Here is a 24,581-nt window from a genome sequence, read left to right on the forward strand (position 1 = left end):
CTTCCCGATCGTACGGGGCGGTCCCGGTCGCCCGCCGGTCAGACCCGCGTCACGGAGGAGACCGGCATCATGCCGACGGGGTCGTAGCGGACCGCGGCCCCGGGGTAGGGGGCGTGCAGCACCTGGCCGTTGCCCATGTACATCCCGATGTGGCTGGCGTCGTCGCGGTAGGCGACCAGGTCACCGGGCCTGGCCTCGGACAGGGACACCTGGCGCCCGGCGTACCGCTGGGCCTGCGAGGTGCGCGGCAGGGCGACGCCGGCCTGGGCGTACGACCACTGCATGAGGCCGGAACAGTCGAATCCGGAGGGCCCGCTGGCGCCCCACACGTACGGACGGCCGACCGCTGAGCGGGCGGCCGCGATGGCGGCGGCGGCCCGCGAGGAGGCCGGGGCGCCGCCGAGCTCGGGCAGGGATGCGCGCTCACCGGAGCGCGAGGATCTCCCGTACGCGCCGCGCTCCCCGCTCGGCAGGGAGTTGAGCAGCTTTCTGGCCTTGGCCAGCTTGTGCTCGACGGTGCGCTTGTGGCGGGCGACGGCGGTGCGGCTCTTCTCCAGCTCGGCGAGTTTGCGGCCCGCCTCCGTGCGCTCCTGCGCGAGCGTGCGCTGGGCGCGCTGCAGATCGGCGAGTTCGCCCGCCTGACGGGCGCCGACGCGGTCGAGGACCGAGGCCCGGTCGAGGTAGCCGTCCGGGTCGGAGGAGAGCAGCAGGGCCAGTGAGGGGTCGATGCCGCCGGACCGGTACTGGGCGCCGGCGAGCGCGCCGAGCGCCCCGCGCATCCGGTTGATGCGCTCCTGGCCGCGCGCGACGCTGTCCTTGGCCCGGCCGACCTGCGCACGGAGCTTGTCGGCGCGCTCATCGGCCTTGTTGTACAGCTCGGTTGCCTGCTCGGCCTGCTCGTACAGCCGGTCCACGGTGGCCCGGGTGTCGGACGGCTTGTCCTGCGGCGCGGCGCCGGCCGGCGCGGCACCGAGGGCCGCCGCCGCGGTGGCGGCGGCCGCTGAAAGGACGGTCACGCGCGTGCTCCGGTCGAGACCGGGCTGTGCGGGACGGCGATGGAACCCCACGGGAAGCCGCTCTCCCTTCCGCTGACGAACCCCCGGCTGTCCGGGGGAATGCGCGCCGACAGTAGCCGTGCGGACACACGGCGGCCAAAGACCTCGCGGGGTGCACGACGGGCGTGGACAGCCCGACGCCCCGTCTCGGACCAGGTCACCAACGGGGCGTGGGGTCAGCGGGAGTTGCCGGAATTCGCCCGTTTGGGCGGTGTCGGCACGGCGTTGACGTCAGACGCGGACGCCGAACTGGAAGGAGCCGAGGTAGGACATCGACTCGTAGCGCACCGACGCGCCGGGGTGCGGGGCGTGCAGCACCTGGCCGTTGCCCGCGTAGAAGCCGACGTGCGCGAGGTTGTTGAAGAACACCAGGTCGCCGGGCTTGAGCTCGCCCCGGCCGATCCTCGTGCCGTCGTTCTGCTGGGTGTACGTGGTCCGGGTGATGTGCACGCCGGCCTGCGCGAACGCCCACTGGGTCAGGCCCGAGCAGTCGTAGGAGTTGGGGCCGGTGCCGCCGGAGACGTAGGGCTTGCCTATCTGGGTGGCGGCGGCGCTGAGGGCGGCGGCGCCACGGCCGGAGGCGGGCTTCTCGTCGCCGAGGTCGGCACGGTCGCCTGCGGCGCGGCTCGCGCGCTTCTGCTCCTTGGCGGCCAGGGCGGCCTTCTCCTTGGCGGTCAGCGAGTTGAGGAGCCGCTGCGCCTCGCCGAGCTTGCCCTGGACTTCCTTCTTCTTCTTGCCGAGCTCCTCGCGCGTGTCGGCGAGGTCGTCCAGCTTGCCCGAGGCCTCCTTGCGCTGCTGCGCGAGGTCCCGCTGCTTCTTCTGGATCTTCTTGAGCGCGTCGACCTGCTGGCTGCTCAGCTGGTCGAGGGTGGACGCCTTGTCGAGGTAGTCGTCCGGGTCGGAGGAGAGGAAGAGCTGCAGGGAGGGGTCGATGCCGCCGGAGCGGTACTGGGCGCTGGCCATCGAACCGAGGCCGTCGCGCAGGTCGTTGAGGTCCTCCTGGCCGCGGGCGACCTTGTCCTGGAGGTCGCCGATCTGCTTCTCCAGCTTCTCCTGCTTCTCCTTGGCCCCGTTGTACTTGTCGGTGGCCCGCTCCGCGTCTTCGTAGAGCTTGTCGACCTTGGACTTGACCTCGTCCTTGCTCGGCTTCGGGGCGGCCTGGGCGGCACCCTGCGAGGTGAGGGCCACGGCAGCGGCGGCGGTCGCGGTGAGCACGGTCACGCGGGTGCGGCTCGGCTGCTTGGGTCGACGGTGGGACGCCACGCGGGCGGCTCCTTCTTCCTCCGGCCGCCTACCGGGACGCGGCGGGCGGGTACCACCGCCGCCACCCCGGATGGGTGATCAACCGAGCGGGGGTTCGAGGCGAGACCTTAGTGACCTTCTTGTGATCAGTACAAATCTCATCAGTAAAAAATCGGTCGCGAAGCGCATTCTTTACCGATAACGCACAGCCAGTAATGATCTTCTGACGCTACGTCGCCCATCGCGTGACTCAATTCGGGCATAGGGCCCAGGAGTTACGGGACGTCACTTAGCTCCGCGAAAGCCGCTTCAGCAGCACCGCCGAAGCCACCGGCCGCGCCCCCGCCTTGGCGATCCCGTCGGCCACCTCGCGGTCGGTCGAGACGACGACCACGGGACGGCCCGGCGGCTCCGCGCGCACCAGCTGGCGGATCAACTCATCAGCGGTGACACCGGGCTTGGAGAACAGCACCCGCACCCCGCGCGGCGGCGCGAGCAGCACCGGCGCGGCCAGCTCCGCGCCGTCGAAGACACAGGTGACCTCGGCGCCGGACTGCAGGGCGAGCTGCGAGAGCGAGCCGAGCAGCCGCAGCCGCTGCTTCTCCAGCGGCATCGTCGGATAGCCGGTCTTGGTGACGTTGTACCCGTCGACCACCAGATGGGCCTGCGGCAGGGCGAGCAGCTGGTCCAGAATGGCCGGATCGTTCTCCGAGAGCGCGCGGGCGGCGATGTCCTTGGGCGACATCCGGCCGGGCTCGACGGCGTCCACGGTCTCGGCGGGCCGCACCGAGACGGGCGGCAGCGCCAGCTCGCGGCGCAGCCCCTGCGCGGCGTCAAGGACCGTGTCGAGCAGCAGCCGCAGCCGCATGTCCTCGACGCTGCGGCCCTCGCGGGCGGCGCGGCGGCTGGCCTCAAGGGCGGCCTCCGTCTCGCCGAGCCGCGCCTTGAGCCGCCGGCTCTCGCTCTCGGCGGCGGACAGCTGGGTCTGGCCCTCGGCGCGCACCGCCTCGATCTCGGCGGCGGCCTTGCGCAGCGCGGCCTCGCCGCGCTTGACGTCGCTGAGCGCGCCGCGCAGCTTGCGGTGCGTCGACTCGGCCTCCCTGCGCACCGTCTCCAGTTCGGCGCGCAGCCGCTCGGTCTCCGCCTTGGTCTGGCCGCGGGCCGCGGCGAGCTCCTCGCGCAGCCGCTCCAGCTCGGCCCTGGTCTCGTCGTCGGCGCGCTCGGCGTCCGCCCGCTGGGCCTCCTCGCCCGCCGCGGTGACCAGCTTCACCCAGCCGGTGGGCCGCAGCACATAGGCCGCGGCCGCCACGTCCAGCGGATCGGCGGCCGGCGGCGGTGAGCCCGCGTCCAGGGCGGCGGCGAGCTCGGGCTGCGCCTCCCTGAGGCGTTCGCCGATGCGCTGACGGAAGAGCGTGTCGTGCTCCAGCGCCGCCGCCATGGCGTTGCCCGCGAACTTCGCGCGCCGGGTCGGCGTGAAGCGGGCGTACTGGCGCAGCTGGGCGGGCAGTTCCGCCAGGGTCAGCCCGCCGAAGCCGTCCGAGACGAGGTGGACGACCCGCCGCCGCACCCCGTCGGGCAGCGGACGGTCGAGCACCTCAGCGGTGCCGTCGTCCGGCTCCCCGCCTGAGCTCTCCACCATCCGTCACCCCACTAGCTGTGCGGGCCCCGCTCCCTCAGGAGTCGGTGCCCGGCCTGTCCACGAGTTCGACCTGATCCACGGCGTTGCACCAGCGGCAGCGCACGGACTCGATGGTCTCACTGACCACCTCGCGTTCCTCGACGTTCGACTCTCCGGCCAGGTCGAGATGGACATACTCGACGACCTTCGAGCTGCGGGTCACATCGAAACGCGTGAGATTGCCGCAGAGCGTGCAGCGCCACCGGGTGGTGGCGGTCGGCAGGGGAACCGTCATCGTGGCTGTTCGCTTTCTTCGGTGACTTGTCCGGCGACGTCTTCGGCGACCGAGGGGTCTACGCAGGCTTCCTCGTGCGTATTGCCCGTAACCCTAAGGCCTGTAAGGGGCGCGACGCTGCGGCCCGCGGAGCGGCATGGCGGCCTGGGCAGGTAGCGCCCGTTACGTCATGCTTCGTCCATGATCCGAACATGGAGTGCGAAGGCGGGCCGGCTGCTCGGGGCGCGGACCGCCCCGGTGACGTACGGACTGATCGCCGTCTGCTGCGTGGTCTTCCTGATCTCACCGATGTCCGGGTTCAACCCCTCCTACGGCCGGGGCGACGAGATGATCGGCGCCCAGCAGGCCTACTTCGAGCAGTGGGGGGTGGTACCCGTCGAACTGTTCAGCGGTGCCCCGCGCGCCGCGCTCGGCCCGTTCACCGCTCTCTTCGTGCACGGAAGCTGGCTTCATCTGCTGGGGAACATGCTCTTCCTGTACGTGTTCGGCGTCATGGTCGAGGAACGCATGGGCCACCTCCTGTACGCGTGCTTCTACCTCTGCTGCGGTTATCTCGCCCTGCTCGCCTACGCCGCCGCGCACGCGGGCTCCGACCAGACGCTCGTGGGAGCCTCCGGCGCGATCTCCGCCGTCCTCGGTGCCTGCCTGTATCTCTTCCCCAGGGCGCGCGTCACCAGCCTCTTCCCGTTCCTCTTCTTTCTGCCGCTGCGCTTCCCGGCGTGGGTGGTGCTGCCGTTCTGGGTGACGCTGCAGTGGCTGGCCGCGGGGCAGGACGGCAAGGGGACGGGGGTCGCCTATCTGGCGCACCTGGTGGGCTTCTCGCTGGGCTTCGTCTGCGCGTGGGGGTGGCGGGTGTGGACGACTAGAGTGAGGGCCACCGCACCGGCCACCGAGGGAGACTGCAAGCCGTGATCACCGCGATCGTGCTCATCAAGACCAGCGTGGACCGGATCCCGGAGATCGCCGAGTCGATCGCCGCCCTCGACTCCGTGAGCGAGGTCTTCTCCGTCACCGGCACGTACGACCTCATCGCGATGGTGCGGGTGCCGCGCCACGACGACCTCGCGGACGTCATCCCCGGCCGGATCAGCAAGATCCCCGGCGTCGAGGGGACCGACACGCACGTGGCGTTCCGCACGTACTCGCAGCACGACCTGGAGGCCGCTTTCGCGATCGGCCTCGACTCCTAGGCGCCGTCCGCTCCCGTCCGCTCCCGTCCGGTCAGGCGGCCGCGCCGGTGTCCGGGACGCAACGCCCGTCCTCGGTGCGGTAGTTCCACCGGGCGCCGTCCGCCACCAGTTCCTTGACCGCGCGCACGAAACGCTCGACGTGCTCGTCGGGGGTGCCCGCGCCGAAGCTCACCCGGATGGCGTTCAGCGACTTCTCGCCGGGCGCGGCCTCGGGGGCGCCGCACTCGCCGGGCTCGTCCGGCTCGCCGCCGAGCAGGGTGCGCACCAGCGGGTGGGCGCAGAACAGGCCGTCCCGTACGCCGATCCCGTACTCCGCGGAGAGCGCGGCGGCGAAGTGCGAGCTGTTCCAGCCGTCCACGACGAAGGAGATGACGCCCACGCGCGGCGCGTCGTCCCCGAAGAGCGAGAGGACCCGCACCTGCGGCACCTCGGCGAGGCCCTCGCGCACCTTCGCGATCAGGTACTGCTCACGGGCGACCAGCTCGTCGAAGCCCGCCTCGGTGAGTGCCTTGCAGGCGGAGGCGATCGAGTAGACGCCGATGACGTTGGGCGAGCCGGCCTCGTGCCGGGCCGCGCTGTCGTGCCACTCCACGTCCACGCCGCCGCCCGCTTCCTTGGGGCGTCGCGCCACCTTCCGCGAGGCGCCGCCGCCCGCGAGGTAGGGCTCGGCGGCGCGCAGCCAGTCGGAGCGGCCCGCGAGGACACCCGAACCGAACGGCGCGTACAGCTTGTGACCGGAGAAGGCGACCCAGTCCACGTCCAACTCATCGATGGAGACCGGGTGGTGGGGCGCGAGCTGCGCGGCGTCCAGGACGATGCGGGCGCCGTGCGCGTGGGCGGCGGCGGCCAGCTCGCGCACCGGCCAGATCTCGCCGGTGACGTTGGAGGCGCCGGTCACGCAGACCAGGGCGGGGCCGTAGGGCTCGCGGTCGGCGAGGGCGCGCTCCAGGGTGTGGACGGCCTCGTCGGGGGTGCGCGGCGCGTCGAGGTAGGTGACGCGGGCGTCCCGCCACGGCAGCAGCGAGGCGTGGTGCTCGGTCTCGAAGACGAAGACCTCGCAGCCGGCGGGCAGGGCGGCTGCCAGCAGGTTCAGCGAGTCGGTGGTGGAGCGGGTGAAGACGACCTGGTCGCCCTCGCGGCAGCCGAGGAAGTCGGCGACGGTGGTGCGGGAGTTCTCGAAGAGGTCGGTGGAGAGCTGCGAGAGGTAGCCGGCGCCGCGGTGCACGCTGCCGTAGTACGGCGCGTACGCGGCCACGTCGTCCCAGACCCGCTGCAGGGCCGGCGCGCTCGCCGCGTAGTCGAGCGCGGCGTACGTCACCTCGCCGCCGGTGACCAGCGGAACGGTGACGTCCCGGCCGAGCACGGCCAGCGGGGCACAGACGGAGGCGTCGACGGCAACGGCGGAAACAGACATGGCGAACTCCCGTGAGAGGCAGGCGAATTCACCGCGCCACAACGATGTCGACGGCGCGGGAGAAAGGTGAAGAAGGGTGTGCGGAGGCGGGGCGTGAAGCCCTGTCACATTCGCTTGCTCACGAGACTGCTCCCTTGAGGACCAGGACCCCAGGGTTTGCAGGGGTCCGCGCTTGCCATACGCCTTGCTGCGTACGACCTGGTCTTCACCCGGGGCACCCCGCCACGGACGGAGGGTTGCCGGACAGCGGGCCGGGGCCGTAGTCGCTGTCACTCATGACCTGTGCAGCATCCTGCCATACGATCTTCGGCGCGCAAGGCGCAGTCCAAAATCCGGACTGCGCCTTGCGTCACACAGGGGGCCGCTCAGCGGTTGCTGGCCGACACCCAGCGCTCCAGGGCCCGCTTGGCGGCGCCGGAGTCGATCGCCTGCGCCGCGCGGGCCATCCCGGCGCGGATCTGCTCCACCAGCGGCTCGTCGGTCGGCGTGAGGGCCACGAGCGCCGCCGCGGAGTTCAGCAGCACCGCGTCCCGCACCGGCCCGCTCTCGCCGTCCAGGAGGCGCCGCGCCACCTCGGCGTTGTACGAGGCGTCGGCGCCCCGCAGCGCCTCGACGGGCACCAGGTCGATCCCGACGTCCCGCGGGTCGAAGGGCTCCTCGCGCACGGCGCCGTCCCGCACGGTCCAGACCCGGGACGTCGACGTCGTCGTCAGCTCGTCGAGTCCGTCGTCGCCGCGGAAGACGAGCGAGGAGTGCCCGCGCTCGGCGAAGACCCCGGCGACGACGGGCGCCATCCGCGGGTCGGCGACCCCGACCGCCTGGGCCCGCACCCGCGCGGGGTTGGTGAGCGGGCCGAGCAGGTTGAAGACCGTCCTGATGCCCAGCTGGCTGCGGGCGGCGCCGACGTGCCGCAGCGCGGGGTGGAACTTCACGGCGAAGCAGAACGTGATGCCGGCCTCCTCGGCGACCTCGACGACCCGCCGGGGCGTGAGGTCCAGGTTGACGCCGAGCTTCCCCAGGACGTCGGAGGCGCCGGACGCGCTGGAGGCGGCGCGGTTGCCGTGCTTGACGACCTTGGCGCCCGTTCCCGCGACGACGATCGCGGACATGGTGGAGATGTTGACGGTCTTGGCGCCGTCGCCGCCGGTGCCCACGATGTCGACGCTCGGGCCCGGCACCTCGATGACGTTGGCGTGCGCGTACATCGCTCGTACCAGACCGGAGATCTCCGCGACGGTCTCGCCCTTGGCGCGCAGCGCGACCACGAAGCCCGCGATCTGCGCGTCGGTGGCCTCGCCGCGCATGATGCGGTCCATCGCCCACGCGGTGTCGTCGGCGCTCTGGTCCCGTCCGTCGAGCAGACCGTTCAGCACGCCGGGCCAGGAACGGGCCGCCGCGGTGTCGCCTCCTGCGGGGGTCACAGCGTTCATGGCTGCTCCTGGTCTGTCCGGTGGGTGGGGAAACGCCCCGGCGCGCCGGGGTGACACCACCCTATCCAGCCCCGGGACGGCGAAGAGCCCCGTCCATGCACTGGACGGGGCTCTTGCCGTGGCGACCTCGGGGGTCGGAGCTTCGGAGCTCGGGTGGATCAGTGGTGGCCGTGGCCGCTCGTGATCTCCTTGTACTCCTCGGCGGTGGGCTTGGGGATCTGGTTGTTCTCCCCGTAGTAGCCCTTGGAGAGCTTCGCCCGGAGCTTCTGCGAACCGGACAGCTTGCGCTCGACGCCGTTCTCGTCGACCGACGGGCCGATCTCGACCGGCTTGTACTGCTCGTGCGCGGTGAGCGTGTGCAGCTGGTCCTGGCTGAGCGGCTCGTGGATCTCGATGAACTCACCGTGCGGCAGCCGCTTGATGATGCCCGACTCGCGGCCGTGCAGCACCTTGTCCTTGTCGCGCCGCTGCAGACCCAGGCAGATCCGCTTGGTGACGATGAAGGCGACGACCGGCCCGACGAAGAAGGCGATCCGGACGAACCAGGTGATCGCGTTCAGCGACAGGTGGAAGTGGGTGGCCCACAGGTCGTTGCCGCCACCGACGAGCATGACCATGTACGCGGTGAGCCAGGCGACACCGAAGGCCGTACGGGTCGGGGCGTTGCGCGGGCGGTCCAGGATGTGGTGCTCGCGCTTGTCGCCGGTGACCCAGGACTCGATGAACGGGTAGACCGCGATGGCCACGAGGACCAGCGGGAAGACCACGACCAGCGGGATGAACACACCGAGGACCAGCGTGTGGCCCCAGAGGTTGATCTCCCAGCCCGGCATCACACGGATCAGACCCTCGGCGAAGCCCATGTACCAGTCGGGCTGGGCGCCGGTGGACACCTGGTCCGGACGGTAGGGGCCGATGGCCCAGATCGGGTTGATCGAGGCGATCGCCGCGATGACCGCGATGACACCGAAGACCAGGAAGAAGAAGCCTCCGGCCTTGGCCATGTAGACCGGCAGCAGCGGCATGCCGACGACGTTCTTGTTGGACTTGCCGGCGCCCGCGTACTGCGTGTGCTTGTGGTAGAAGACCAGGATCAGGTGGGCCACCACGAGGCCGAGCATGATGCCCGGCAGCAGCAGGATGTGCACCGAGTAGAACCGGGCCACGAAGTCGCCGCCGGGGAACTCCCCGCCGAACAGGAACATCGACAGGTACGTGCCGACGATCGGCACCCCGAGGATGGCGCCCTGCATGAAGCGGACACCGGTGCCGGAGAGCAGGTCGTCCGGGAGCGAGTAACCGGTGAAGCCGGTGAACATGCCGAGGACGAACAGCAGGAAGCCGAACAGCCAGTTGACCTCACGCGGCTTGCGGAACGCACCCGTGAAGAAGACGCGCATCATGTGCACGAACATGCCGGCGAGGAAGATCAGCGCCGCCCAGTGGTGGATCTGCCGGATCAGCAGACCACCGCGCACATCGAAGGAGATGTGCATGGTCGAGTTGAACGCCTCCGACATCAGCTGTCCCTGCATCGGGATGTAGCTGCCGGAGTACTCCACCTCGTTCATCGAGGGGTGGAAGAACAGCGTCAGGTACACACCCGTGAGGATGATGATGAGGAAGCTGTACAGGCAGATCTCGCCGAGCATGAAGGACCAGTGGTCCGGGAAGATCTTGCGCATGTTGGCCTTGGCGAGGGAGTAGATCCCCAGCCGGCCGTCCGCCCAGTCCGCGACCCGCTCACCGGCGGGCGCCTTCTGGCGGTTGTCGTTCGAAGAATTGGTGGTGCTCATCCGCGCTCCCAGAAGGCCGGACCGACGGGCTCTTCGAAGTCGCCGAGCGCCTCGAGGTAGCCCTTTTCGTTCACGCCGATGCGCAGCTGCGGCAGGGCGTGACCAGCCGGGCCGAAGATCACTCGGGCACCGTCGGAGAGATCGAAGGTGGACTGGTGGCACGGGCAGAGGACGTGGTGCGTCTGCTGCTCGTACAGGGAGATCGGGCAGCCCACGTGGGTGCAGATCTTGGAGTAGGCCACGATGCCTTCGTGCGACCACTCCAGCTCGCGCTTGTCCTTGATGTTCTCCGGCTGGATCCGGACGATCATCAGGGCGGCCTTGGCGATCTGCGTCTGGAAGTCGTGGTCGTGCTCCGACATGCCCTCGGGCATCGCGAAGGTCAGCGAACCGACCTGGACGTCCGCGGGACGCAGCGGCTCGTGGGTGTTCATGTTCACGAGCATCTTGCCCCGGCCCCACTTGGTGTGGCGGAGCTTGTCCTCGGGCAGCGGACCGAGGTCACGCAGGAGGACGACGCCGGAGAGCGGCACCAGGGCCAGCGCGCCGAACATCGTGTTGCGGATGAGCTTGCGCCGGCCGAAGCCGGACTCCGCCGCACCCTGCTTGAAGTCGGCCATGACCTTGGCGCGGACCTCGGGCTCGGCCGCGATCTCGTGCCGCTCGTCGGTCATCTCCACGTCGGACATCAGGGTGCGGGCCCAGTGGACCGCGCCCGCGCCGATGCAGAACAGGGCCACGCCGAGGGTCAGACCCAGGGCGAAGTTCAGGCCGCTGAGGTGACCGATCGGGAAGACGTAGATGCTCTTGTCGGCCGGGATCGCCACGTACGAGGCGATGAAGCCCACGGTCGCGATCATCGACAGCGTGAACAGGAACGCCACGGCACGCTCGGACCGCTTGGCGGCCCGCTCGTCGATGTCCTGGACGCGGTGCTCGTGGGGCGGCAGCCCCGGGTCGGCGAACGGGTTCTCTTCCGTCACGGCCACCGAGCCGTGCTCGGTCTCCTGCTTGCTGGGCAGGTTCTCTTCTGGAATCTCTTGGCTACTCATGACTTCTTGGCCTTTGCGGTCCGAGCGGCGACCCACACGGCGACCGCGATCAGCGAGCCGAGACCGAAGATCCAGCCGAAGAGGCCTTCACTGACCGGACCCAGACCACCCAGCTTGAGACCGCCAGGGCTCTCGGTCTTCTCACCGTTGACCGCGTCGAGGTACGCGATGATGTCCTTCTTGTTCTTCTCCGGCATCGTGGTGTCGGGGAAGGACGGCATGTTCTGCGGGCCGGTCTGCATGGCCTCGTAGATGTGCTTCGGCGCGACACCCTCCAGCGAAGGCGCGAACTTGCCGTGCGTCAACGCACCACCTTCACCGGTGAAGTTGTGGCACTGGGCACAGTTGGTGCGGAACAGCTCGCCACCCTTGGCGATGTCCGCCCCGTCCGGGCTGTACTGCTTCTCGGTCGGGACCGAGGGACCGGCACCCAGCGACGAGATGTACGCCGCCAGCTGGTCGATCTGGGCCTGGTTGTAGATGACCTTCTTCTTGGGCGCCTGGGCACCCGGCTGCTGGAGCGGCATGCGCCCGGTGCCGACCTGGAAGTCGACAGCGGCGGCGCCCACGCCGACCAGGCTCGGACCGTCGGAGGAGCCCTGACCGCCGGTTCCGTGGCAGCTGGAGCAGCCCACGGCGTAGAGCTTCTTGCCCTCGTCGATGGCGAGGGACTGGGCGGTGTCATCGGCCTGCGCCTTGTCCGCCGGCGCGAACGCGGCGTACAGCCCCCCGGTGGCCGCCAGCGCGAGGAGTAGGACGACGACCGCCGCCAGCGGATGGCGTCGTCGTGCGGAGAGCTTTTTCACGGATTACCCCGGTGTCAGGATCTTCTGCGTCGATGCTTCTGGAAGATGTCGGATGCGTCGCGGGAGCGACCCCGCCGATTACTTGATCATGTAGATCGTGGCGAAGAGGCCGATCCAGACCACATCGACGAAGTGCCAGTAGTAGGACACGACGATGGCTGCGGTCGCCTGTTCGTGGGTGAACCTCCTGGCCGCATAGGTGCGTCCAAGGACCAGCAGGAAGGCGATGAGGCCGCCTGTCACATGCAGTCCATGGAAGCCGGTGGTCAGGTAGAAGACCGAGCCGTAGGGGTCGGAGGAGAGCGAGAGCCCATCCTTCTTGACCAGCTCGGTGTACTCGAACACCTGACCGCCGATGAAGATCGCACCCATGATGAAGGTGACGATGAACCACATCCGGAGCTTCTTCACATCCCCGCGTTCAGCTGCGAACACGCCCAGCTGACACGTGAGGGAGGAGAGCACCAGGATCGTGGTGTTCGTCGCCGAGAACGGGAAGTTAAGGGCCGAGGCCATTTCCTTCCAGTGATCAGGACCTGTCACCGATCGCAGGGTGAAGTACATCGCGAAGAGGGCCGCGAAGAACATCAGCTCGGAACTCAACCAGATGATGGTTCCGACGCTGGTGAGGTTCGGTCGATTGACCGGCGGGTGCGCGTGCCCGGTATCTACTGTCGTTGCTGTCGCCACGACCGACATTATGTCGGTCGCTTATCCCGCCCTCACCCCGGGGGGTGCCGTTCGGAGTGTCTACGGGGTGTGTCCTGCCCGGATGGCCCATCGGAGGCCGCTGCGAACCGGTGTTGACGGGGTGTCGGGAGGAGTAGCATCCGCGCATCGGTTCCCGACCCATGACGGCACAGCCCAGCTCAGCTCAGCACTGCTCGACGCACTGACGTACTGGAGGAACAATGCAGCCGACCGCCACGGTGCTGGTCTACAGCGACAACGCCGGCACCCGCGAGCAAGTCCGGTTGGCCACCGGTCGCCGGCCGGCGACGGACGTTCCCGAGGTCCGGTTCGTGGAGTGCGCGACCCCGCACGCGGTCCTCAAGGAGCTCGACCACGGCGGCATCGACGTCTGTGTGCTCGACGGCGAGTCGGCGCCCGGCGGGATGGGCGTCTGCCGGCAGATCAAGGACGAGGTCTTCCAGGCGCCGCCGGTCCTGCTGCTCATCGGGCGCCCGCAGGACGCCTGGCTGGCCACCTGGAGCCGTGCGGAGGCCGCTGTGACGCTGCCGGTGGAGCCGGTGGAGTTCGCCGGGGCCCTGGCCGCGCTGCTGCGCGACAAGGCGGCCGTGGAGGCCTGAGGGGCCGCGGGCCCGTCCGTCGGGCCCCGTGATCCACGAGAGGGGCCCACACCGCGGTGTGGGCCCCTTCGTGCGTCCCTGACAGCCTCTCTGCGGCTCCGTCAGACCGCGGGCCGCAGCCTGGCCGCCTCGGCCGCCGACGGGCCTTCCTTGGCCCCGGAGAGCAGCGCGCTGCCCTTGCGCCACTTCTTCCAGCCCATGTTCCAGTCGCCGAGGCCGTTGCCGAACGTCGGCATGTCCTCGCCGGCGCTGTTGACGACCTTCACCAGGTCGCCCTGGCGGACGGTCTCGTAGAACCAGGCGGCGTCCGAGGTGCTCATGCCGGTGCAGCCGTGGCTGGTGTTGGCGTACCCCTGTGAACCCACCGACCAGGGCGCGGCGTGCACGTACTCGCCGGAGTCGGTGACACGCGTCGCGTAGTAGACCTGCTTGTCGTAGAAGTCCGACGACCCGATGCTGGCGCTGGTCATGCGTACGGAGTACTCCTTGCCCAGCACCACCTTGACGCCGTTGCGCGTGGAGTAGCCGGGCTTGCCGGTGGTCACCGGCATGGAGTTGATCTCCTCGCCGTTGCGGTAGACCGTCATCTGGTGCGAGCCGGCGTCCGTCACGGCCTCGACGCGGTCGCCGATGGTGAGCTCCAGCGGCTTGGTCTCGGCGCCCCACAACTTGTCGTCGACCTTGAGGCCCTTGAGGTTGCTGGAGACGCTGACGCTCGCTCCCGCGGGCCAGTACTCCTTGGGGCGGTAGTGCATGGTCTTGCTGTCCACCCAGTACCAGGAGCCCTCCGTGGCGGGGGTCGAGCGGACCTTGAGCGCGCGCTCGACGACCGCCCTGGCCTTCTTGTCCTTCACCGCGCGGCTGAGCGTGGCCGTGACGGGCTGCCCGACGCCGTACTTGCCCGCCTCGGGGCCGAAGGTGACCTTCAGCCGCTTCTTGTCGTCCGGGGTGGTGGTGTCGAAGGCCAGCACCTTGCGGCCCGGCGCCCCGTCCTCGTCCTCGGTGCTCACCCGCACCGTGTAGTGGGCGTCCGCCGCCAGCGGGGTGGTGCTGTGCCACCGGGCGCCGTCGGCGGAGAGTTCACCCGCCACGTACCGGCCCGTCGCGTCGGTGGCCGTCACGTCCGTGATGCGTCCGTCGTCACCCTGGGCGGTGACTTCCAGAGGCTTGTCCGGGTCCGCCTTCTGGGTGCCCGTGGGGCCGTTGAAGGCGATCTGGCCGGCCGCGTCGTACGGCTTCGCCGAGAGCGGGTGGCCGTCGGAGCTGCCGCACGCCGTGGCCCCCGCACCGAGTGCGGCCACCAGCATCGTGCAGCTCAGTACCGTGCGAATTCGCGGTGAGTGGCTCATAGACACACGGTATGGAGATTTGGTGGGTTCGGCGCGCCGAAGTCACCCGTCCGGGGTACCGACACGCCGAAGGGCCCGGACACTCCCTCAGGAATGTCCGGGCCCCTCGGCGTTGTACGGGAACTACCGGCTCACTGCGTCTGGTTCTCGCCCCGGTAGTACTCGAAGACCCAGCCCCACAGGCCGATCAGGAGGATCGGGGCCGAGAAGTACAGCAGCCACCAGCCGAAGACGACGCCCAGGAAGGCGAGCGCGCCACCGATGGCCAGGGAGAGCGGCTGCCAGCTGTGCGGGCTGAAGAAGCCGACCTCGCCGGCCTCGTCCGCGACGTCCGCCTCCTTGTTGTCCTGTGCGGAGGCGTCGACCCGCCGGGCCGTGAAGGCCAGGTAGTAGCCGATCATGATGCACAGGCCGAAGGCCAGGAAGAGCGCCGTGGTACCGGCGGGCTCCTTCGACCACACGCCATAGACGATCGCCATGGCGAGGACGAAGACGCTCAGCCAGATGAACATCTTGCCCTGGATCTTCACTTCGCGGTCTCCTTGTCGCCGCCGAACAGAGCGGTGTCCTTCTGTCCGTCGTTCTCGATGTGCCCGATCGCGGCGATCTCAGGGTGGTGCAGGTCGAACGCCGGCGATTCGGAGCGGATGCGCGGCAGGGTGAGGAAGTTGTGCCGCGGCGGCGGGCAGGACGTCGCCCACTCGAGCGAACGGCCGTAGCCCCACGGGTCGTCGACCTCGACCTTCTTGCCGTACTTCGCCGTCTTCCAGACGTTGTAGAAGAACGGCAGGATCGACAGACCGAGCAGGAACGAACAGATCGTGGAGATCGTGTTCAGCGCGGTGAAGCCGTCGGCGGCGAGGTAGTCCGCGTAACGACGCGGCATGCCCTCGGCACCCAGCCAGTGCTGGACGAGGAAGGTGCCGTGGAAGCCGACGAACAGCGTCCAGAAGGTGATCTTGCCCAGGCGCTCGTCGAGCATCTTGCCGGTCATCTTCGGCCACCAGAAGTGGAAGCCGGAGAACATCGCGAAGACGACGGTGCCGAACACCACGTAGTGGAAGTGCGCCACCACGAAGTACGAGTCCGAGACGTGGAAGTCCATCGGCGGCGAGGCCAGGATGACACCCGTCAGACCACCGAAGGTGAAGGTGATCAGGAAGCCGACCGCCCAGAGCATCGGGGTCTCGAAACTCAGTGACCCCTTCCACATCGTGCCGATCCAGTTGAAGAACTTCACACCCGTCGGCACGGCGATGAGGAACGTCATGAAGGAGAAGAACGGCAACAACACGCCGCCGGTGACGTACATGTGGTGCGCCCACACCGTCACGGACAGGCCCGCGATCGCGATGGTCGCGCCGATCAGGCCCATGTAGCCGAACATCGGCTTGCGGGAGAAGACCGGAATGACCTCGGAAATGATGCCGAAGAATGGTAGCGCGATGATGTACACCTCTGGATGGCCGAAGAACCAGAAGAGGTGTTGCCAGAGCAATGCGCCGCCATTGGCCGCGTCGAATACATGCGCACCGAATTTTCGGTCCGCCTCCAGGGCGAACAGCGCGGCGGCCAGGACCGGGAAGGCCAGCAGGACCAGCACCGCGGTCAGCAGCACGTTCCACACGAAGATCGGCATACGGAACATCGTCATGCCCGGAGCGCGCATGCAGATGATCGTGGTGATGAAGTTGACCGAGCCGAGGATCGTGCCGAAGCCGGAGAAGGCCAGACCCATGATCCACATGTCCGCGCCGATGCCCGGCGAGCGGACCGCGTCGGAGAGCGGGCTGTAGGCGAACCAGCCGAAGTCCGCCGCGCCCTGCGGCGTGAGGAAGCCGCCCACCGCGATGAGCGAGCCGAAGAGGTACAGCCAGTAGGCGAACATGTTCAGCCGCGGGAACGCCACGTCGGGCGCGCCGATCTGCAGCGGCATGATCCAGTTCGCGAAACCGGCGAACAACGGCGTCGCGAACATCAGCAGCATGATCGTGCCGTGCATCGTGAACGCCTGGTTGAACTGCTCGTTCGACATGATCTGCGTACCCGGACGGGCGAGCTCGGCGCGCATGAAGAGCGCCATCACACCGCCGATGCAGAAGAACGCGAACGACGTGACCAGATACAACGTGCCGATCGTCTTGTGGTCAGTGGTGGTCAGCCACTTGATGACGACGTTGCCCGGCTGCTTGCGCCTGACCGGCAGCTCGTTCTCGTACGAGTCTTCTGCTGCCGCGGCACCCTGGGGTTCGTTGAGGATGCTCACAGGTTGTTCGTCTCCCGGTTCTTCTCGTGGGGCGTCTGCTCGATGCCGGCCGGGATGTAACCGGTCTGGTTCTTCTTCACCAGGTCCTCGAGGTGCTGCTTGTAGCGCTCGGGAGAGACGACCTTGACGTTGAAGAGCATCCGGGAGTGGTCGACGCCGCAGAGCTCGGCGCACTTGCCCATGAAGGTGCCCTCCTTGTTCGGAGTGACCTCGAAGGCGTTGGTGTGGCCCGGGATGACGTCCTGCTTCATGAGGAACGGCACCACCCAGAAGGAGTGGATGACGTCACGCGAGGTGAGCACGAAGCGGACCTTCTCGCCCTTGGGGAGCCAGAGGGTCGGGCCGGGGTTGCCGTTCTGGGGGTTCCGCTGGCCGGGCGTGCCGACGTCGTAGACGCCGTTGGCCTTGGCCGGGAAGTCCTTGCGGAACTTGTCCGGAATGGCCGAGAGGTCCTTGGACGTCTTGGCGTTGTCCTTGCCGCCGCCCGGAACGTTCTCGACGTAGTTGAAGCCCCAGCTCCACTGGAAGCCGACCACGTTGACCGTGTGGGCCGGCTTGGCGTCGAGCTTGAGGAGCTTGGACTCGTCACGTGCCGTGAAGTAGAAGAGCACCGACACGATGATGAGGGGCACCACCGTGTACAGCGCCTCGATGGGCATGTTGTAACGCGTCTGCGCCGGTACTTCCACCTTGGTGCGGCTGCGCCGGTGGAAGACCACGCTCCACAGGATCAGACCCCACACCAGGACGCCCGTGGCGAGCGCTGCCGCCCACGAGCCCTGCCAGAGGGAGAGAATCCGCGGAGCCTCTTCCGTTACCGGCGTTGGCATTCCAAGGCGGGGGAAATCCTTGTATGTGCAACCGGTGGCGGTCGCCAGGATCAGGCCCGCAGTCAGCACCTGCGGCAGCTTCCGCCGCATCGGGCGCCGCGACGAGCGGTCGGAGCCGTTGGGACTCACGTAGCGCCTTCCCGAGAGTCTCGCCCGCGCGGTCGGCTGCGGCCTCCACGCTGGTCGGTCGCCGCCCTGCGTCGGGCAGGGGTTTGGATGTTTATGCGGACCAAACCCTACTGGACGCTATTTGGGGTCGCGCGGGGAGGGTGCCTAACGCGCCGCGGGTCACTCCGAAGGGTGGGACGGCCGCCCGTCGACGGGTTTCTGACGGAGCCTTGGAACTCCTACGAGCTCGGCGGAATCTGCTCGTCCGCGGGTGCGGGTGCGCTGGGGCTGGGCGCGCGGTTCCCCGCGCCCCTGGAGGGGCGCCCCTGCGGGGCGGCCCCTCGGGGACGGTGGTGGGGGGACGTCTTAGCGTTGGCTTGTGTCCTACTTCGATGTTGCCTCGTCCGCTCCGCTGCATCCCGTTGCCCGGCAGGGCCTGGTGGCCTCGCTCGACGAGGGGTGGGCCGATCCCGCGCGGCTGTACCGGGAGGGGCGGCGGGCCCGGATGCTGCTGGATGCCGCGCGTGAGGCGGCCGCGGAGGCCGTGGGGTGCCGGCCGGACGAGCTCGTCTTCACCGCCTCCGGCACCCGTGCCGTGCACTCCGGGATCGCGGGTGCGCTCACCGCACGTCGGCGCGTCGGAGACCACCTGATCGTGTCGGCCGTCGAACATTCGTCGGTGCTCCATTCGGCGGAGGCGCATGAGCAGGGCGGCGGCGCGGTGACCCGGGTGCCGGTGGACCGCGGTGGGGCGGTGACCCCGGACGGGTACGCCGCCGCGCTGCGCGAGGACACCGCGCTCGCCTGTCTGCAGTCCGCCAACCACGAGGTCGGCACCGAGCAACCGGTCGCCGAGGTCGCCGAGGTCTGCCGCGCCGCCGGGGTGCCGCTCCTGGTGGACGCCGCGCAGTCGCTGGCCTGGGGACCGGTCGACGGGCCCTGGTCGCTGCTCACCGGCAGCGCCCACAAGTGGGGCGGGCCCGCGGGGGTCGGCATCCTCGCCGTACGCAAGGGGGTGCGGTTCGCACCACAGGGTCCGGCCGACGAGCGGGAGTCGGGGCGGGCCGCCGGGTTCGAGAACATTCCGGCGGTCGTGGCGGCGGCGGCCTCGCTGCGCGCGGTGCGGGCCGAGGCCGCGGCGGAGGGGGCGCGGCTGCGGGAGCTGACGGAGCGGATCCGGGCGCGGGTGCCCTCTCTCGTGCCGGACGTGGAGGTGGTGGGCGATCCGGTGCGGCGCCTTCCGCACCTCGTCACCTTCTCCTGTCTCTATGTCGATGGGGAGACACTGCTGCACGAGCTGGACCGGGCGGGCTTCTCCGTGTCGTCCGGCTCCTCGTGCACCAGCTCGACGCTGACGCCGAGCCATGTGCTCAGGGCGATGGGTGTGCTGAGCGAGGGCAACGTACGGATCTCGCTGCCCGCCGGCACCGGGGCCGAGGAGGTCGAGCGGTTTCTCGACGTGCTGCCGGGGGTGGTGCGCGGGGTGCGCGAGACACTGGGGGCGCCCGTGGCGGGCGGGAGCGGGTCGGAGGAGGCCGTGACCGTCGACGCGCTCGGGATGAGCTGCCCGCAGCCGGTCATCGAACTGGCGCGGGCGATCGGCCGGGTGCGGGTGGGCGGCACCGTCACCGTGCTGGCCGACGACGAGGTCGCGGCGGTGGACATCCCGGCGTGGTGCTGGACGCGGCAGCAGGAGTACGTGGGCGAGCGGCCGGCGGACCAGGGCGTGGCCTATGTGGTCCGCCGGAGCTCGTGACCTGCTGTTCGTGACCGGTTCTTCGTGACCGGCTGGTCGTGACGGGCTAGCCGAGGTGCGGCTGGACCTCCGCGGCGGCCTCGTGGCCGTACGCCTTGGTGAAACGGTCCATGAAGTTGCTGCGGCGCAGCTCGTACTCCTGGGTGCCGACGGTCTCGATGACCAGGGTGGCGAGCATGCAGCCGACCTGCGCGGCGCGCTCGTGCGAGACGCCCCAGGCGAGGCCGGAGAGGAAGCCCGCGCGGAAGGCGTCGCCGACGCCGGTCGGCTCGACCTTCGCCTCCTCCTCCGGGACGCCGACCTCGATCGGGTCCTGGCCCGCGGTCTCGATGCGCACGCCGTTGGCGCCGAGGGTGGTCACTCGGTGGCCGACCTTGGCGAGGATCTCGGCGTCGCTCCAGCCGGTCTTGGACTCGATGAGCCCCTTCTCGTACTCGTTGGAGAAGAGGTACGTGGCGCCGTCGAGGAGCGTGCGGATCTCGTCGCCCTGCATGCGCGCGATCTGCTGCGAGAAGTCGGCGGCGAAGGGGATCTCGCGGCTGCGGCACTCCTCGGTGTGGCGGAGCATCGCCTCGGGGTCGTCGGCGCCGATCGAGACGAGGTCGAGACCGCCGACGCGGTCGGCCACCGTCTTCAGCTCGATGAGGCGTGCCTCGCTCATCGCGCCCGTGTAGAAGGAGCCGATCTGGTTGTGGTCGGCGTCCGTGGTGCAGACGAAGCGCGCGGTGTGCAGGGTCTCGGAGATCCGGACCGACGCGGTGTCCACGCCGTGCCGGTCGAGCCAGGCGCGGTACTCGTCGAAGTCCGAGCCGGCGGCGCCGACCAGGATCGGGCGGGTGCCGAGCTGGCCCATGCCGAACGTGATGTTGGCGGCGACGCCTCCCCTGCGCACATCGAGGGCGTCGACGAGGAAGGAGAGGGAGACCGTGTGCAGCTGATCGGCGACCAGCTGGTCGGCGAAGCGGCCGGGGAAGGTCATCAGGTGGTCGGTGGCGATGGAGCCGGTGACTGCGATACGCACGGCTGGATGCTCCCTGTGGAGGAGAGGCGGGATTGACAGTTCACGCTACCGGGTCGACGCACCGTCTCTGAAGTGCCAAAACTACCCAATAGTAGGGCTTTTTTCCGACGCCGGGTGATGCATACGGTGCCGTTATGACCGTTATCCCGAAGGATGTCGTCCTGCGGCGCCGCGCCGCGCTGCCCACCGAGGCTCCGGAGACCATGGAGACGCTGCGCGGGGACAGTGCCCGTATGGCGCCGCACTGGGCGGTGCCCGCCGCGGCCGCCGCCGCTCCCGTGCCGCCCTCGCTCATCCACGGCATCACCGTCCCGCCGGCCTCGGCGCGGGTGATCGCCGGGATGTCGGAGTACGGGGACTGACGTCGGCACCGGCGCGCGCAGGGAACCGTGCGCTCCCCCGCTGCGTCCCATCGCCGTCCCCCGTCAAGGGGAAGGGGGATACGACGAAGCCCATCCGTGGGATGTCCCCCGTGGGATGTCAGGGACAGCAGTGCAGTCGAAGGAGCGATGCGGTGAGCACCGAGCGATCCGATCATGAGGCAACCGAGCCCCGGCGGCGGCGTTCGCGTCTGGCCGTCGTCTCGGTCGCGGCCACCGTGCTGCTGGTCGGCGGCGGTGGCGCGTACGTCGCGGCGACCGCGTCCGGCGGTGGCGGCAACGGCGGCGGCGACGGGGCCCCGGCGGGGGACGGCGGCACGCCTCCCCCGCTCGCCCTGGACGGCTATCCGGGCGACGACCGGCAGGACGGCGGCACCAGCGGCATCGCGCCGGGTGAGCCCGACCCGCACGGCGCGACGTACCGGGCGACCGGCGACCTGCCCGACGGCCCCGATTCGGCGGCCGTCTACCACGCGCGGGGCCAGGTCACCCGGGGCGAGGTCACCGAGCTGGCCGACGCGCTCGGCGTGAGCGGCACGCCGACCTCGCGGGACGGCGCCTGGCGGGTGGGCCCCAGCAACGACGGCTCGGGACCCTCCCTACAGGTCGACAAGCAGGCGCCGGGAACCTGGACGTACACCGCGCACGCCACCGGTGGCACCGACAACTGCCCCAAGGGAAAGCTCTGTTCCGCCACCTCGACCGCGCCCGACGGCGAGCTGGGCGACGCGGTGAGCGAGAAGGCGGCGAAGGCGGCCGCCGCCCCCGTCCTGAAGGCGCTCGGCCAGGACGACGCCAAGCTGGACGCGGGCCAACTGATGGGCGCCGTACGGGTGGTGAACGCCGACCCGAAGGTCGACGGTCTGCCGACGTACGGCTGGTCGACAGGCATCCAGGTCGGCGCCGGCGGTGAAGTGGTCGGCGGCAGCGGCCAGTTGAAGGCGCCGGTCAAGGGCGCCACGTACCCGGTGATCAGCGCAGCGGAGACGCTCGACCTGCTGAACAAGTCGGGCGGCGGCCACGGGCGGGTCGGTGTCGGCGGCTGCGCGAAGCCGGTGCCGCACGCCGACGACAGCACGAAGAGCGAGGGCGGCAGCGGACCGGAGCAGCAGCCCTGCGGGCCGTCGTCCGCGCCGCAGAAGCCGCGGCCGGTCGCCGTCAGCGGGGCCACGTTCGGGCTCGCGACGCACTTCGTGGCGGGGAAGCGGACCCTCGTGCCGTCCTGGCTGTTCGACGTGCGGCCGCAGGGCGCCAAGGAGACCTTCACGGTCACGCATCCGGCCGTCGCCCCCGAGTATCTGACCTCGCCCCGCACGCCGGGGACGGCCACGCCCAGCGAGAAGCCCGGCGGGGACGAGCAGCGCACGGCCCGCGTCGAGTCCTACAGCGCCGACGGCCGGTCGCTGACCGTGCACTTCTGGGGCGGCGTGTGCGGCACGTACGCCGCGTCCGCGCAGGAGGACGGCGAGCAGGTGCGGGTCAAGGTCACCGAGACGCCGGCGCCGGAGGGCAAGATGTGCGTCAAGGTCGCCAAGAAGCTCTCGGAGACGGTGCGCCTCGACAAGCCGCTCGATGACCGCAGGGTCGTGGACACGACGGGCGGGACGGTCCGCCAGAAGTAGCGGGCGGCCACGGCCGGTTCGCCCGCGCCGGGACGTACGAAGGCGGCGGCCCCCTGAACTGTCAGGGGGCCGCCGCCTTCGTACGTCTGCCGTGCCGTCAGGCCACGGCTCAGCTGAAGGAGTCGCCGCAGGCGCAGGAGCCGGTGGCGTTGGGGTTGTCGATCGTGAAGCCCTGCTTCTCGATGGTGTCCACGAAGTCGATGGAGGCGCCGCCCAGGTAGGGAGCGCTCATCCGGTCGGTGACGACCTTCACGCCGTCGAAGTCCTTGACGACGTCGCCGTCGAGCGAGCGCTCGTCGAAGAACAGCTGGTAGCGCAGGCCCGAGCAGCCACCGGGCTGAACGGCGACGCGCAGCGCCAGGTCGTCCCGGCCCTCCTGCTCAAGGAGGCCCTTCACCTTGGCCGCGGCGGCGTCCGACAGGAGGATGCCGTCGCTCACGGTGGTGGTCTCGTCCGATACGGACATCTGCTTCTCTCCCGGGTTGTACGGAGACTGCTTGCCGACGGTTGCAACCGGCGGGGCCGCGGATTCATTCCGGGCCGAGTGCTTCGTCCTTGCCTCTTCATGCTCGCACATGGCGGCGCGCGGGACAGCGGGCCGCCGGACGGCGAATGCGTCACATCGACACTATGGCCATCGTCAAACTGACGTGAAGCGGTTATGATAGATAACGTCAATTCGACGAAAAGGATCCCCGGTGCACGCCTCCGCGGCTCCACCGGAGCGGCTTCGCCGCGCATACACAGATGAGAAAGGGTGCGTGTCGTGACCACCGCCCAGTCCCCCGTGGACCGCGTGACCCTCGATGTACAGCCCACGCCGCTCGCCCTGCTGCTGCTCGGCCGCGAGGCCGACCCGCGCAGCGAGCGCGGCGTGGAGTGCCCCGGCGACCTGCCGTCCCCCTCCGACCCGGACCTGGTGGAGCGCGCCCGCGCCGCCAAGGAGAAGCTCGGCGACAAGGTCTTCGTGCTCGGCCACCACTACCAGCGCGACGAGGTCATCCAGTTCGCCGACGTGACCGGCGACTCCTTCAAGCTGGCGCGCGACGCGGCGGCCCGGCCGGACGCCGAGTACATCGTCTTCTGCGGTGTGCACTTCATGGCCGAGTCCGCGGACATCCTGACGACGGACGACCAGAAGGTCGTGCTGCCCGACCTGGCGGCCGGCTGCTCGATGGCCGACATGGCCACCGCCGAGCAGGTCGCCGAGTGCTGGGACGCGCTGACCGAGGCCGGCATCGCCGAGCAGGTCGTGCCCGTCTCGTACATGAACTCGTCCGCCGACATCAAGGCCTTCACCGGTAAGCACGGCGGCACGATCTGTACGTCGTCGAACGCGAAGCGCGCCCTGGAGTGGGCCTTCGACCAGGGCGAGAAGGTGCTCTTCCTGCCCGACCAGCACCTCGGCCGCAACACCGCGGTGCGCGACATGGGGATGTCGCTCGACGACTGCGTGGTCTACAACCCGCACAAGCCGAACGGCGGCCTGAGCGTCGAGCAGCTGCGCGACGCGAAGATGATCCTGTGGCGGGGGCACTGCTCGGTGCACGGCCGCTTCTCGCTGGAGTCCGTGGCGGACGTGCGCGCCCGGATCCCCGGCGTCAACGTCCTGGTGCACCCCGAGTGCAAGCACGAGGTCGTCGCGTCGGCCGACCACGTGGGCTCGACGGAGCACATCATCAAGACCCTGGAGGCGGCGCCGGCCGGCTCCAAGTGGGCCATCGGCACCGAGCTGAACCTGGTCCGCCGCCTGGCGAATCGTTTCGCCGCCGAGGACAAGGAGGTCGTCTTCCTCGACAAGACGGTCTGCTTCTGCTCGACCATGAACCGGATCGACCTGCCGCACCTGGTCTGGACCCTGGAGTCGCTGGCCGAGGGCAATCTCGTCAACCGGATCGAGGTCGACCGGGAGACCGAGCAGTTCGCCAAGCTGGCGCTTGAGCGGATGCTGGCGCTGCCGTAGCTGTGCCGTGCACCGGGTAATCCGTGCACCGGGTAAGGGGCGTCCGCTATTGCGGGCGCCCCTTACCGCAAGGTGAGA

General features: G+C 69.6%; 23 protein-coding genes and 1 riboswitch. Of the genes, 7 read left to right on the plus strand and 16 right to left on the minus strand.

Annotation, left to right across the window (positions count from 1 at the left end; all coding sequences use genetic code 11):
* Positions 1–38: 38 nt before the first annotated feature.
* The 4 genes from ACFYO9_RS13265 to ACFYO9_RS13280 form a co-directional block, all read right to left on the minus strand.
* Positions 39–1,067, minus strand: coding sequence for an NlpC/P60 family protein (locus ACFYO9_RS13265; protein WP_355813693.1), 1,029 nt, complete (start codon positions 1,065–1,067; stop codon positions 39–41).
* A 219-nt stretch (positions 1,068–1,286) separates the two neighbouring features.
* On the minus strand, positions 1,287–2,318 hold the full coding sequence (locus tag ACFYO9_RS13270) for an NlpC/P60 family protein (protein ID WP_355813695.1): 1,032 nt from the start codon (positions 2,316–2,318) through the stop codon (positions 1,287–1,289).
* 268 nt (positions 2,319–2,586) lie between these two features.
* Positions 2,587–3,936 carry an NYN domain-containing protein gene (locus tag ACFYO9_RS13275; protein WP_355813698.1) on the minus strand — a complete coding sequence of 450 codons (1,350 nt, stop codon included), beginning with the start codon at positions 3,934–3,936 and terminating at the stop codon, positions 2,587–2,589.
* Between the two features lie 34 nt (positions 3,937–3,970).
* Entirely contained in the window at positions 3,971–4,210 is a 240-nt protein-coding gene (locus tag ACFYO9_RS13280; RefSeq protein ID WP_355813701.1) for a hypothetical protein, read from the minus strand.
* A gap of 180 nt (positions 4,211–4,390) precedes the next feature.
* On the opposite strand from ACFYO9_RS13280, the gene ACFYO9_RS13285 reads away from it, so the two are divergent.
* The gene (locus tag ACFYO9_RS13285) at positions 4,391–5,122 is read left to right on the plus strand and encodes a rhomboid family intramembrane serine protease (protein ID WP_355813703.1); all 732 of its coding nucleotides are present in this window, start codon (positions 4,391–4,393) and stop codon (positions 5,120–5,122) included.
* Positions 5,119–5,400: an Lrp/AsnC family transcriptional regulator gene (locus tag ACFYO9_RS13290; protein ID WP_055566223.1), complete on the plus strand. Its 282-nt coding sequence runs from the start codon at positions 5,119–5,121 to the stop codon at positions 5,398–5,400. Before ACFYO9_RS13285 ends, ACFYO9_RS13290 begins: the two co-directional genes overlap by 4 nt.
* Before the next feature lie 31 nt (positions 5,401–5,431).
* On the opposite strand, the gene ACFYO9_RS13295 is transcribed toward ACFYO9_RS13290, so the two are convergent.
* The 6 genes from ACFYO9_RS13295 to ACFYO9_RS13320 all read right to left on the minus strand — a co-directional run bounded on the left by ACFYO9_RS13295 (position 5,432) and on the right by ACFYO9_RS13320 (position 12,597).
* A complete protein-coding gene (locus ACFYO9_RS13295) occupies positions 5,432–6,814 on the minus strand; it encodes an aminotransferase class V-fold PLP-dependent enzyme (RefSeq protein WP_358777452.1) in 1,383 nt (460 codons plus the stop codon).
* 163 nt (positions 6,815–6,977) lie between these two features.
* A riboswitch (SAM riboswitch) is annotated at positions 6,978–7,095 on the minus strand.
* Positions 7,096–7,179: 84 nt separating this feature from the next.
* Entirely contained in the window at positions 7,180–8,244 is a 1,065-nt protein-coding gene (trpD, locus tag ACFYO9_RS13300; protein WP_358777453.1) for an anthranilate phosphoribosyltransferase, read from the minus strand.
* A gap of 158 nt (positions 8,245–8,402) precedes the next feature.
* Positions 8,403–10,040 (minus strand): cytochrome bc complex cytochrome b subunit, encoded by a 1,638-nt coding sequence (locus ACFYO9_RS13305; protein ID WP_358704571.1) that lies wholly within the window; start codon positions 10,038–10,040, stop codon positions 8,403–8,405.
* Positions 10,037–11,092, minus strand: a complete 1,056-nt coding sequence (locus tag ACFYO9_RS13310; protein WP_355813715.1) for a Rieske 2Fe-2S domain-containing protein — start codon at positions 11,090–11,092, stop codon at positions 10,037–10,039. Before ACFYO9_RS13310 ends, ACFYO9_RS13305 begins: the two co-directional genes overlap by 4 nt.
* Positions 11,089–11,898: a cytochrome c gene (locus ACFYO9_RS13315; protein ID WP_355813718.1), complete on the minus strand. Its 810-nt coding sequence runs from the start codon at positions 11,896–11,898 to the stop codon at positions 11,089–11,091. Before ACFYO9_RS13315 ends, ACFYO9_RS13310 begins: the two co-directional genes overlap by 4 nt.
* A 78-nt stretch (positions 11,899–11,976) precedes the next feature.
* The gene (locus ACFYO9_RS13320; RefSeq protein ID WP_355813721.1) at positions 11,977–12,597 is read right to left on the minus strand and encodes a heme-copper oxidase subunit III; all 621 of its coding nucleotides are present in this window, start codon (positions 12,595–12,597) and stop codon (positions 11,977–11,979) included.
* 212 nt (positions 12,598–12,809) lie between these two features.
* On the opposite strand from ACFYO9_RS13320, the gene ACFYO9_RS13325 reads away from it, so the two are divergent.
* Positions 12,810–13,208, plus strand: coding sequence for a hypothetical protein (locus tag ACFYO9_RS13325; RefSeq protein ID WP_355813724.1), 399 nt, complete (start codon positions 12,810–12,812; stop codon positions 13,206–13,208).
* Positions 13,209–13,309: 101 nt separating this feature from the next.
* On the opposite strand, the gene ACFYO9_RS13330 is transcribed toward ACFYO9_RS13325, so the two are convergent.
* The 4 genes from ACFYO9_RS13330 to coxB all read right to left on the minus strand — a co-directional run bounded on the left by ACFYO9_RS13330 (position 13,310) and on the right by coxB (position 17,782).
* Entirely contained in the window at positions 13,310–14,557 is a 1,248-nt protein-coding gene (locus ACFYO9_RS13330) for an Ig-like domain-containing protein (RefSeq protein WP_355813727.1), read from the minus strand.
* Positions 14,558–14,688: 131 nt separating this feature from the next.
* Positions 14,689–15,087 carry a cytochrome c oxidase subunit 4 gene (locus ACFYO9_RS13335; protein WP_355813730.1) on the minus strand — a complete coding sequence of 133 codons (399 nt, stop codon included), beginning with the start codon at positions 15,085–15,087 and terminating at the stop codon, positions 14,689–14,691.
* Complete coding sequence (gene ctaD / locus ACFYO9_RS13340) at positions 15,084–16,823, minus strand: cytochrome c oxidase subunit I (protein WP_355813733.1); 1,740 nt, start codon at positions 16,821–16,823, stop codon at positions 15,084–15,086. The genes ACFYO9_RS13335 and ctaD overlap by 4 nt, the downstream gene beginning before the upstream one ends.
* Complete coding sequence (gene coxB / locus ACFYO9_RS13345) at positions 16,820–17,782, minus strand: cytochrome c oxidase subunit II (RefSeq protein ID WP_355813736.1); 963 nt, start codon at positions 17,780–17,782, stop codon at positions 16,820–16,822. Before coxB ends, ctaD begins: the two co-directional genes overlap by 4 nt.
* A 358-nt stretch (positions 17,783–18,140) precedes the next feature.
* On the opposite strand from coxB, the gene ACFYO9_RS13350 reads away from it, so the two are divergent.
* Positions 18,141–19,517 (plus strand): aminotransferase class V-fold PLP-dependent enzyme, encoded by a 1,377-nt coding sequence (locus ACFYO9_RS13350; RefSeq protein ID WP_358777454.1) that lies wholly within the window; start codon positions 18,141–18,143, stop codon positions 19,515–19,517.
* A 46-nt stretch (positions 19,518–19,563) separates the two neighbouring features.
* Here ACFYO9_RS13350 and ACFYO9_RS13355 read toward each other — a convergent pair whose 3' ends face one another.
* A complete protein-coding gene (locus ACFYO9_RS13355; protein ID WP_355813742.1) occupies positions 19,564–20,538 on the minus strand; it encodes a carbohydrate kinase family protein in 975 nt (324 codons plus the stop codon).
* A 134-nt stretch (positions 20,539–20,672) separates the two neighbouring features.
* On the opposite strand from ACFYO9_RS13355, the gene ACFYO9_RS13360 reads away from it, so the two are divergent.
* Positions 20,673–20,900, plus strand: a complete 228-nt coding sequence (locus tag ACFYO9_RS13360; RefSeq protein WP_355813903.1) for a hypothetical protein — start codon at positions 20,673–20,675, stop codon at positions 20,898–20,900.
* Positions 20,901–21,052: 152 nt separating this feature from the next.
* Entirely contained in the window at positions 21,053–22,540 is a 1,488-nt protein-coding gene (locus ACFYO9_RS13365) for a hypothetical protein (protein ID WP_358777455.1), read from the plus strand.
* Between the two features lie 109 nt (positions 22,541–22,649).
* Here ACFYO9_RS13365 and ACFYO9_RS13370 read toward each other — a convergent pair whose 3' ends face one another.
* Positions 22,650–23,006 carry an iron-sulfur cluster assembly accessory protein gene (locus ACFYO9_RS13370; RefSeq protein ID WP_030933606.1) on the minus strand — a complete coding sequence of 119 codons (357 nt, stop codon included), beginning with the start codon at positions 23,004–23,006 and terminating at the stop codon, positions 22,650–22,652.
* A gap of 291 nt (positions 23,007–23,297) precedes the next feature.
* On the opposite strand from ACFYO9_RS13370, the gene nadA reads away from it, so the two are divergent.
* A complete protein-coding gene (nadA, locus tag ACFYO9_RS13375; RefSeq protein WP_388666258.1) occupies positions 23,298–24,503 on the plus strand; it encodes a quinolinate synthase NadA in 1,206 nt (401 codons plus the stop codon).
* Positions 24,504–24,581: the final 78 nt, after the last annotated feature.

This window comes from Streptomyces sp. NPDC005863 (assembly GCF_042871345.1).
Lineage (GTDB): Bacteria > Actinomycetota > Actinomycetes > Streptomycetales > Streptomycetaceae > Streptomyces.

What these genes read in the sequence shown, in the direction of transcription:
- trpD (WP_358777453.1), bottom strand. Translation starts at nt 8,244, where the DNA reads ATGAACGCTGTGACCCCCGCAGGAGGCGACACCGCGGCGGCCCGTTCC.
- ACFYO9_RS13310 (WP_355813715.1), bottom strand. Translation starts at nt 11,092, where the DNA reads ATGAGTAGCCAAGAGATTCCAGAAGAGAACCTGCCCAGCAAGCAGGAG.
- ACFYO9_RS13360 (WP_355813903.1), top strand. Translation starts at nt 20,673, where the DNA reads ATGACCGTTATCCCGAAGGATGTCGTCCTGCGGCGCCGCGCCGCGCTG.
- ACFYO9_RS13275 (WP_355813698.1), bottom strand. Translation starts at nt 3,936, where the DNA reads ATGGTGGAGAGCTCAGGCGGGGAGCCGGACGACGGCACCGCTGAGGTG.
- ACFYO9_RS13305 (WP_358704571.1), bottom strand. Translation starts at nt 10,040, where the DNA reads ATGAGCACCACCAATTCTTCGAACGACAACCGCCAGAAGGCGCCCGCC.
- ACFYO9_RS13370 (WP_030933606.1), bottom strand. Translation starts at nt 23,006, where the DNA reads ATGTCCGTATCGGACGAGACCACCACCGTGAGCGACGGCATCCTCCTG.
- ACFYO9_RS13295 (WP_358777452.1), bottom strand. Translation starts at nt 6,814, where the DNA reads ATGTCTGTTTCCGCCGTTGCCGTCGACGCCTCCGTCTGTGCCCCGCTG.
- ACFYO9_RS13325 (WP_355813724.1), top strand. Translation starts at nt 12,810, where the DNA reads ATGCAGCCGACCGCCACGGTGCTGGTCTACAGCGACAACGCCGGCACC.
- ACFYO9_RS13320 (WP_355813721.1), bottom strand. Translation starts at nt 12,597, where the DNA reads ATGTCGGTCGTGGCGACAGCAACGACAGTAGATACCGGGCACGCGCAC.
- ACFYO9_RS13285 (WP_355813703.1), top strand. Translation starts at nt 4,391, where the DNA reads ATGATCCGAACATGGAGTGCGAAGGCGGGCCGGCTGCTCGGGGCGCGG.
- ACFYO9_RS13280 (WP_355813701.1), bottom strand. Translation starts at nt 4,210, where the DNA reads ATGACGGTTCCCCTGCCGACCGCCACCACCCGGTGGCGCTGCACGCTC.
- ACFYO9_RS13330 (WP_355813727.1), bottom strand. Translation starts at nt 14,557, where the DNA reads ATGAGCCACTCACCGCGAATTCGCACGGTACTGAGCTGCACGATGCTG.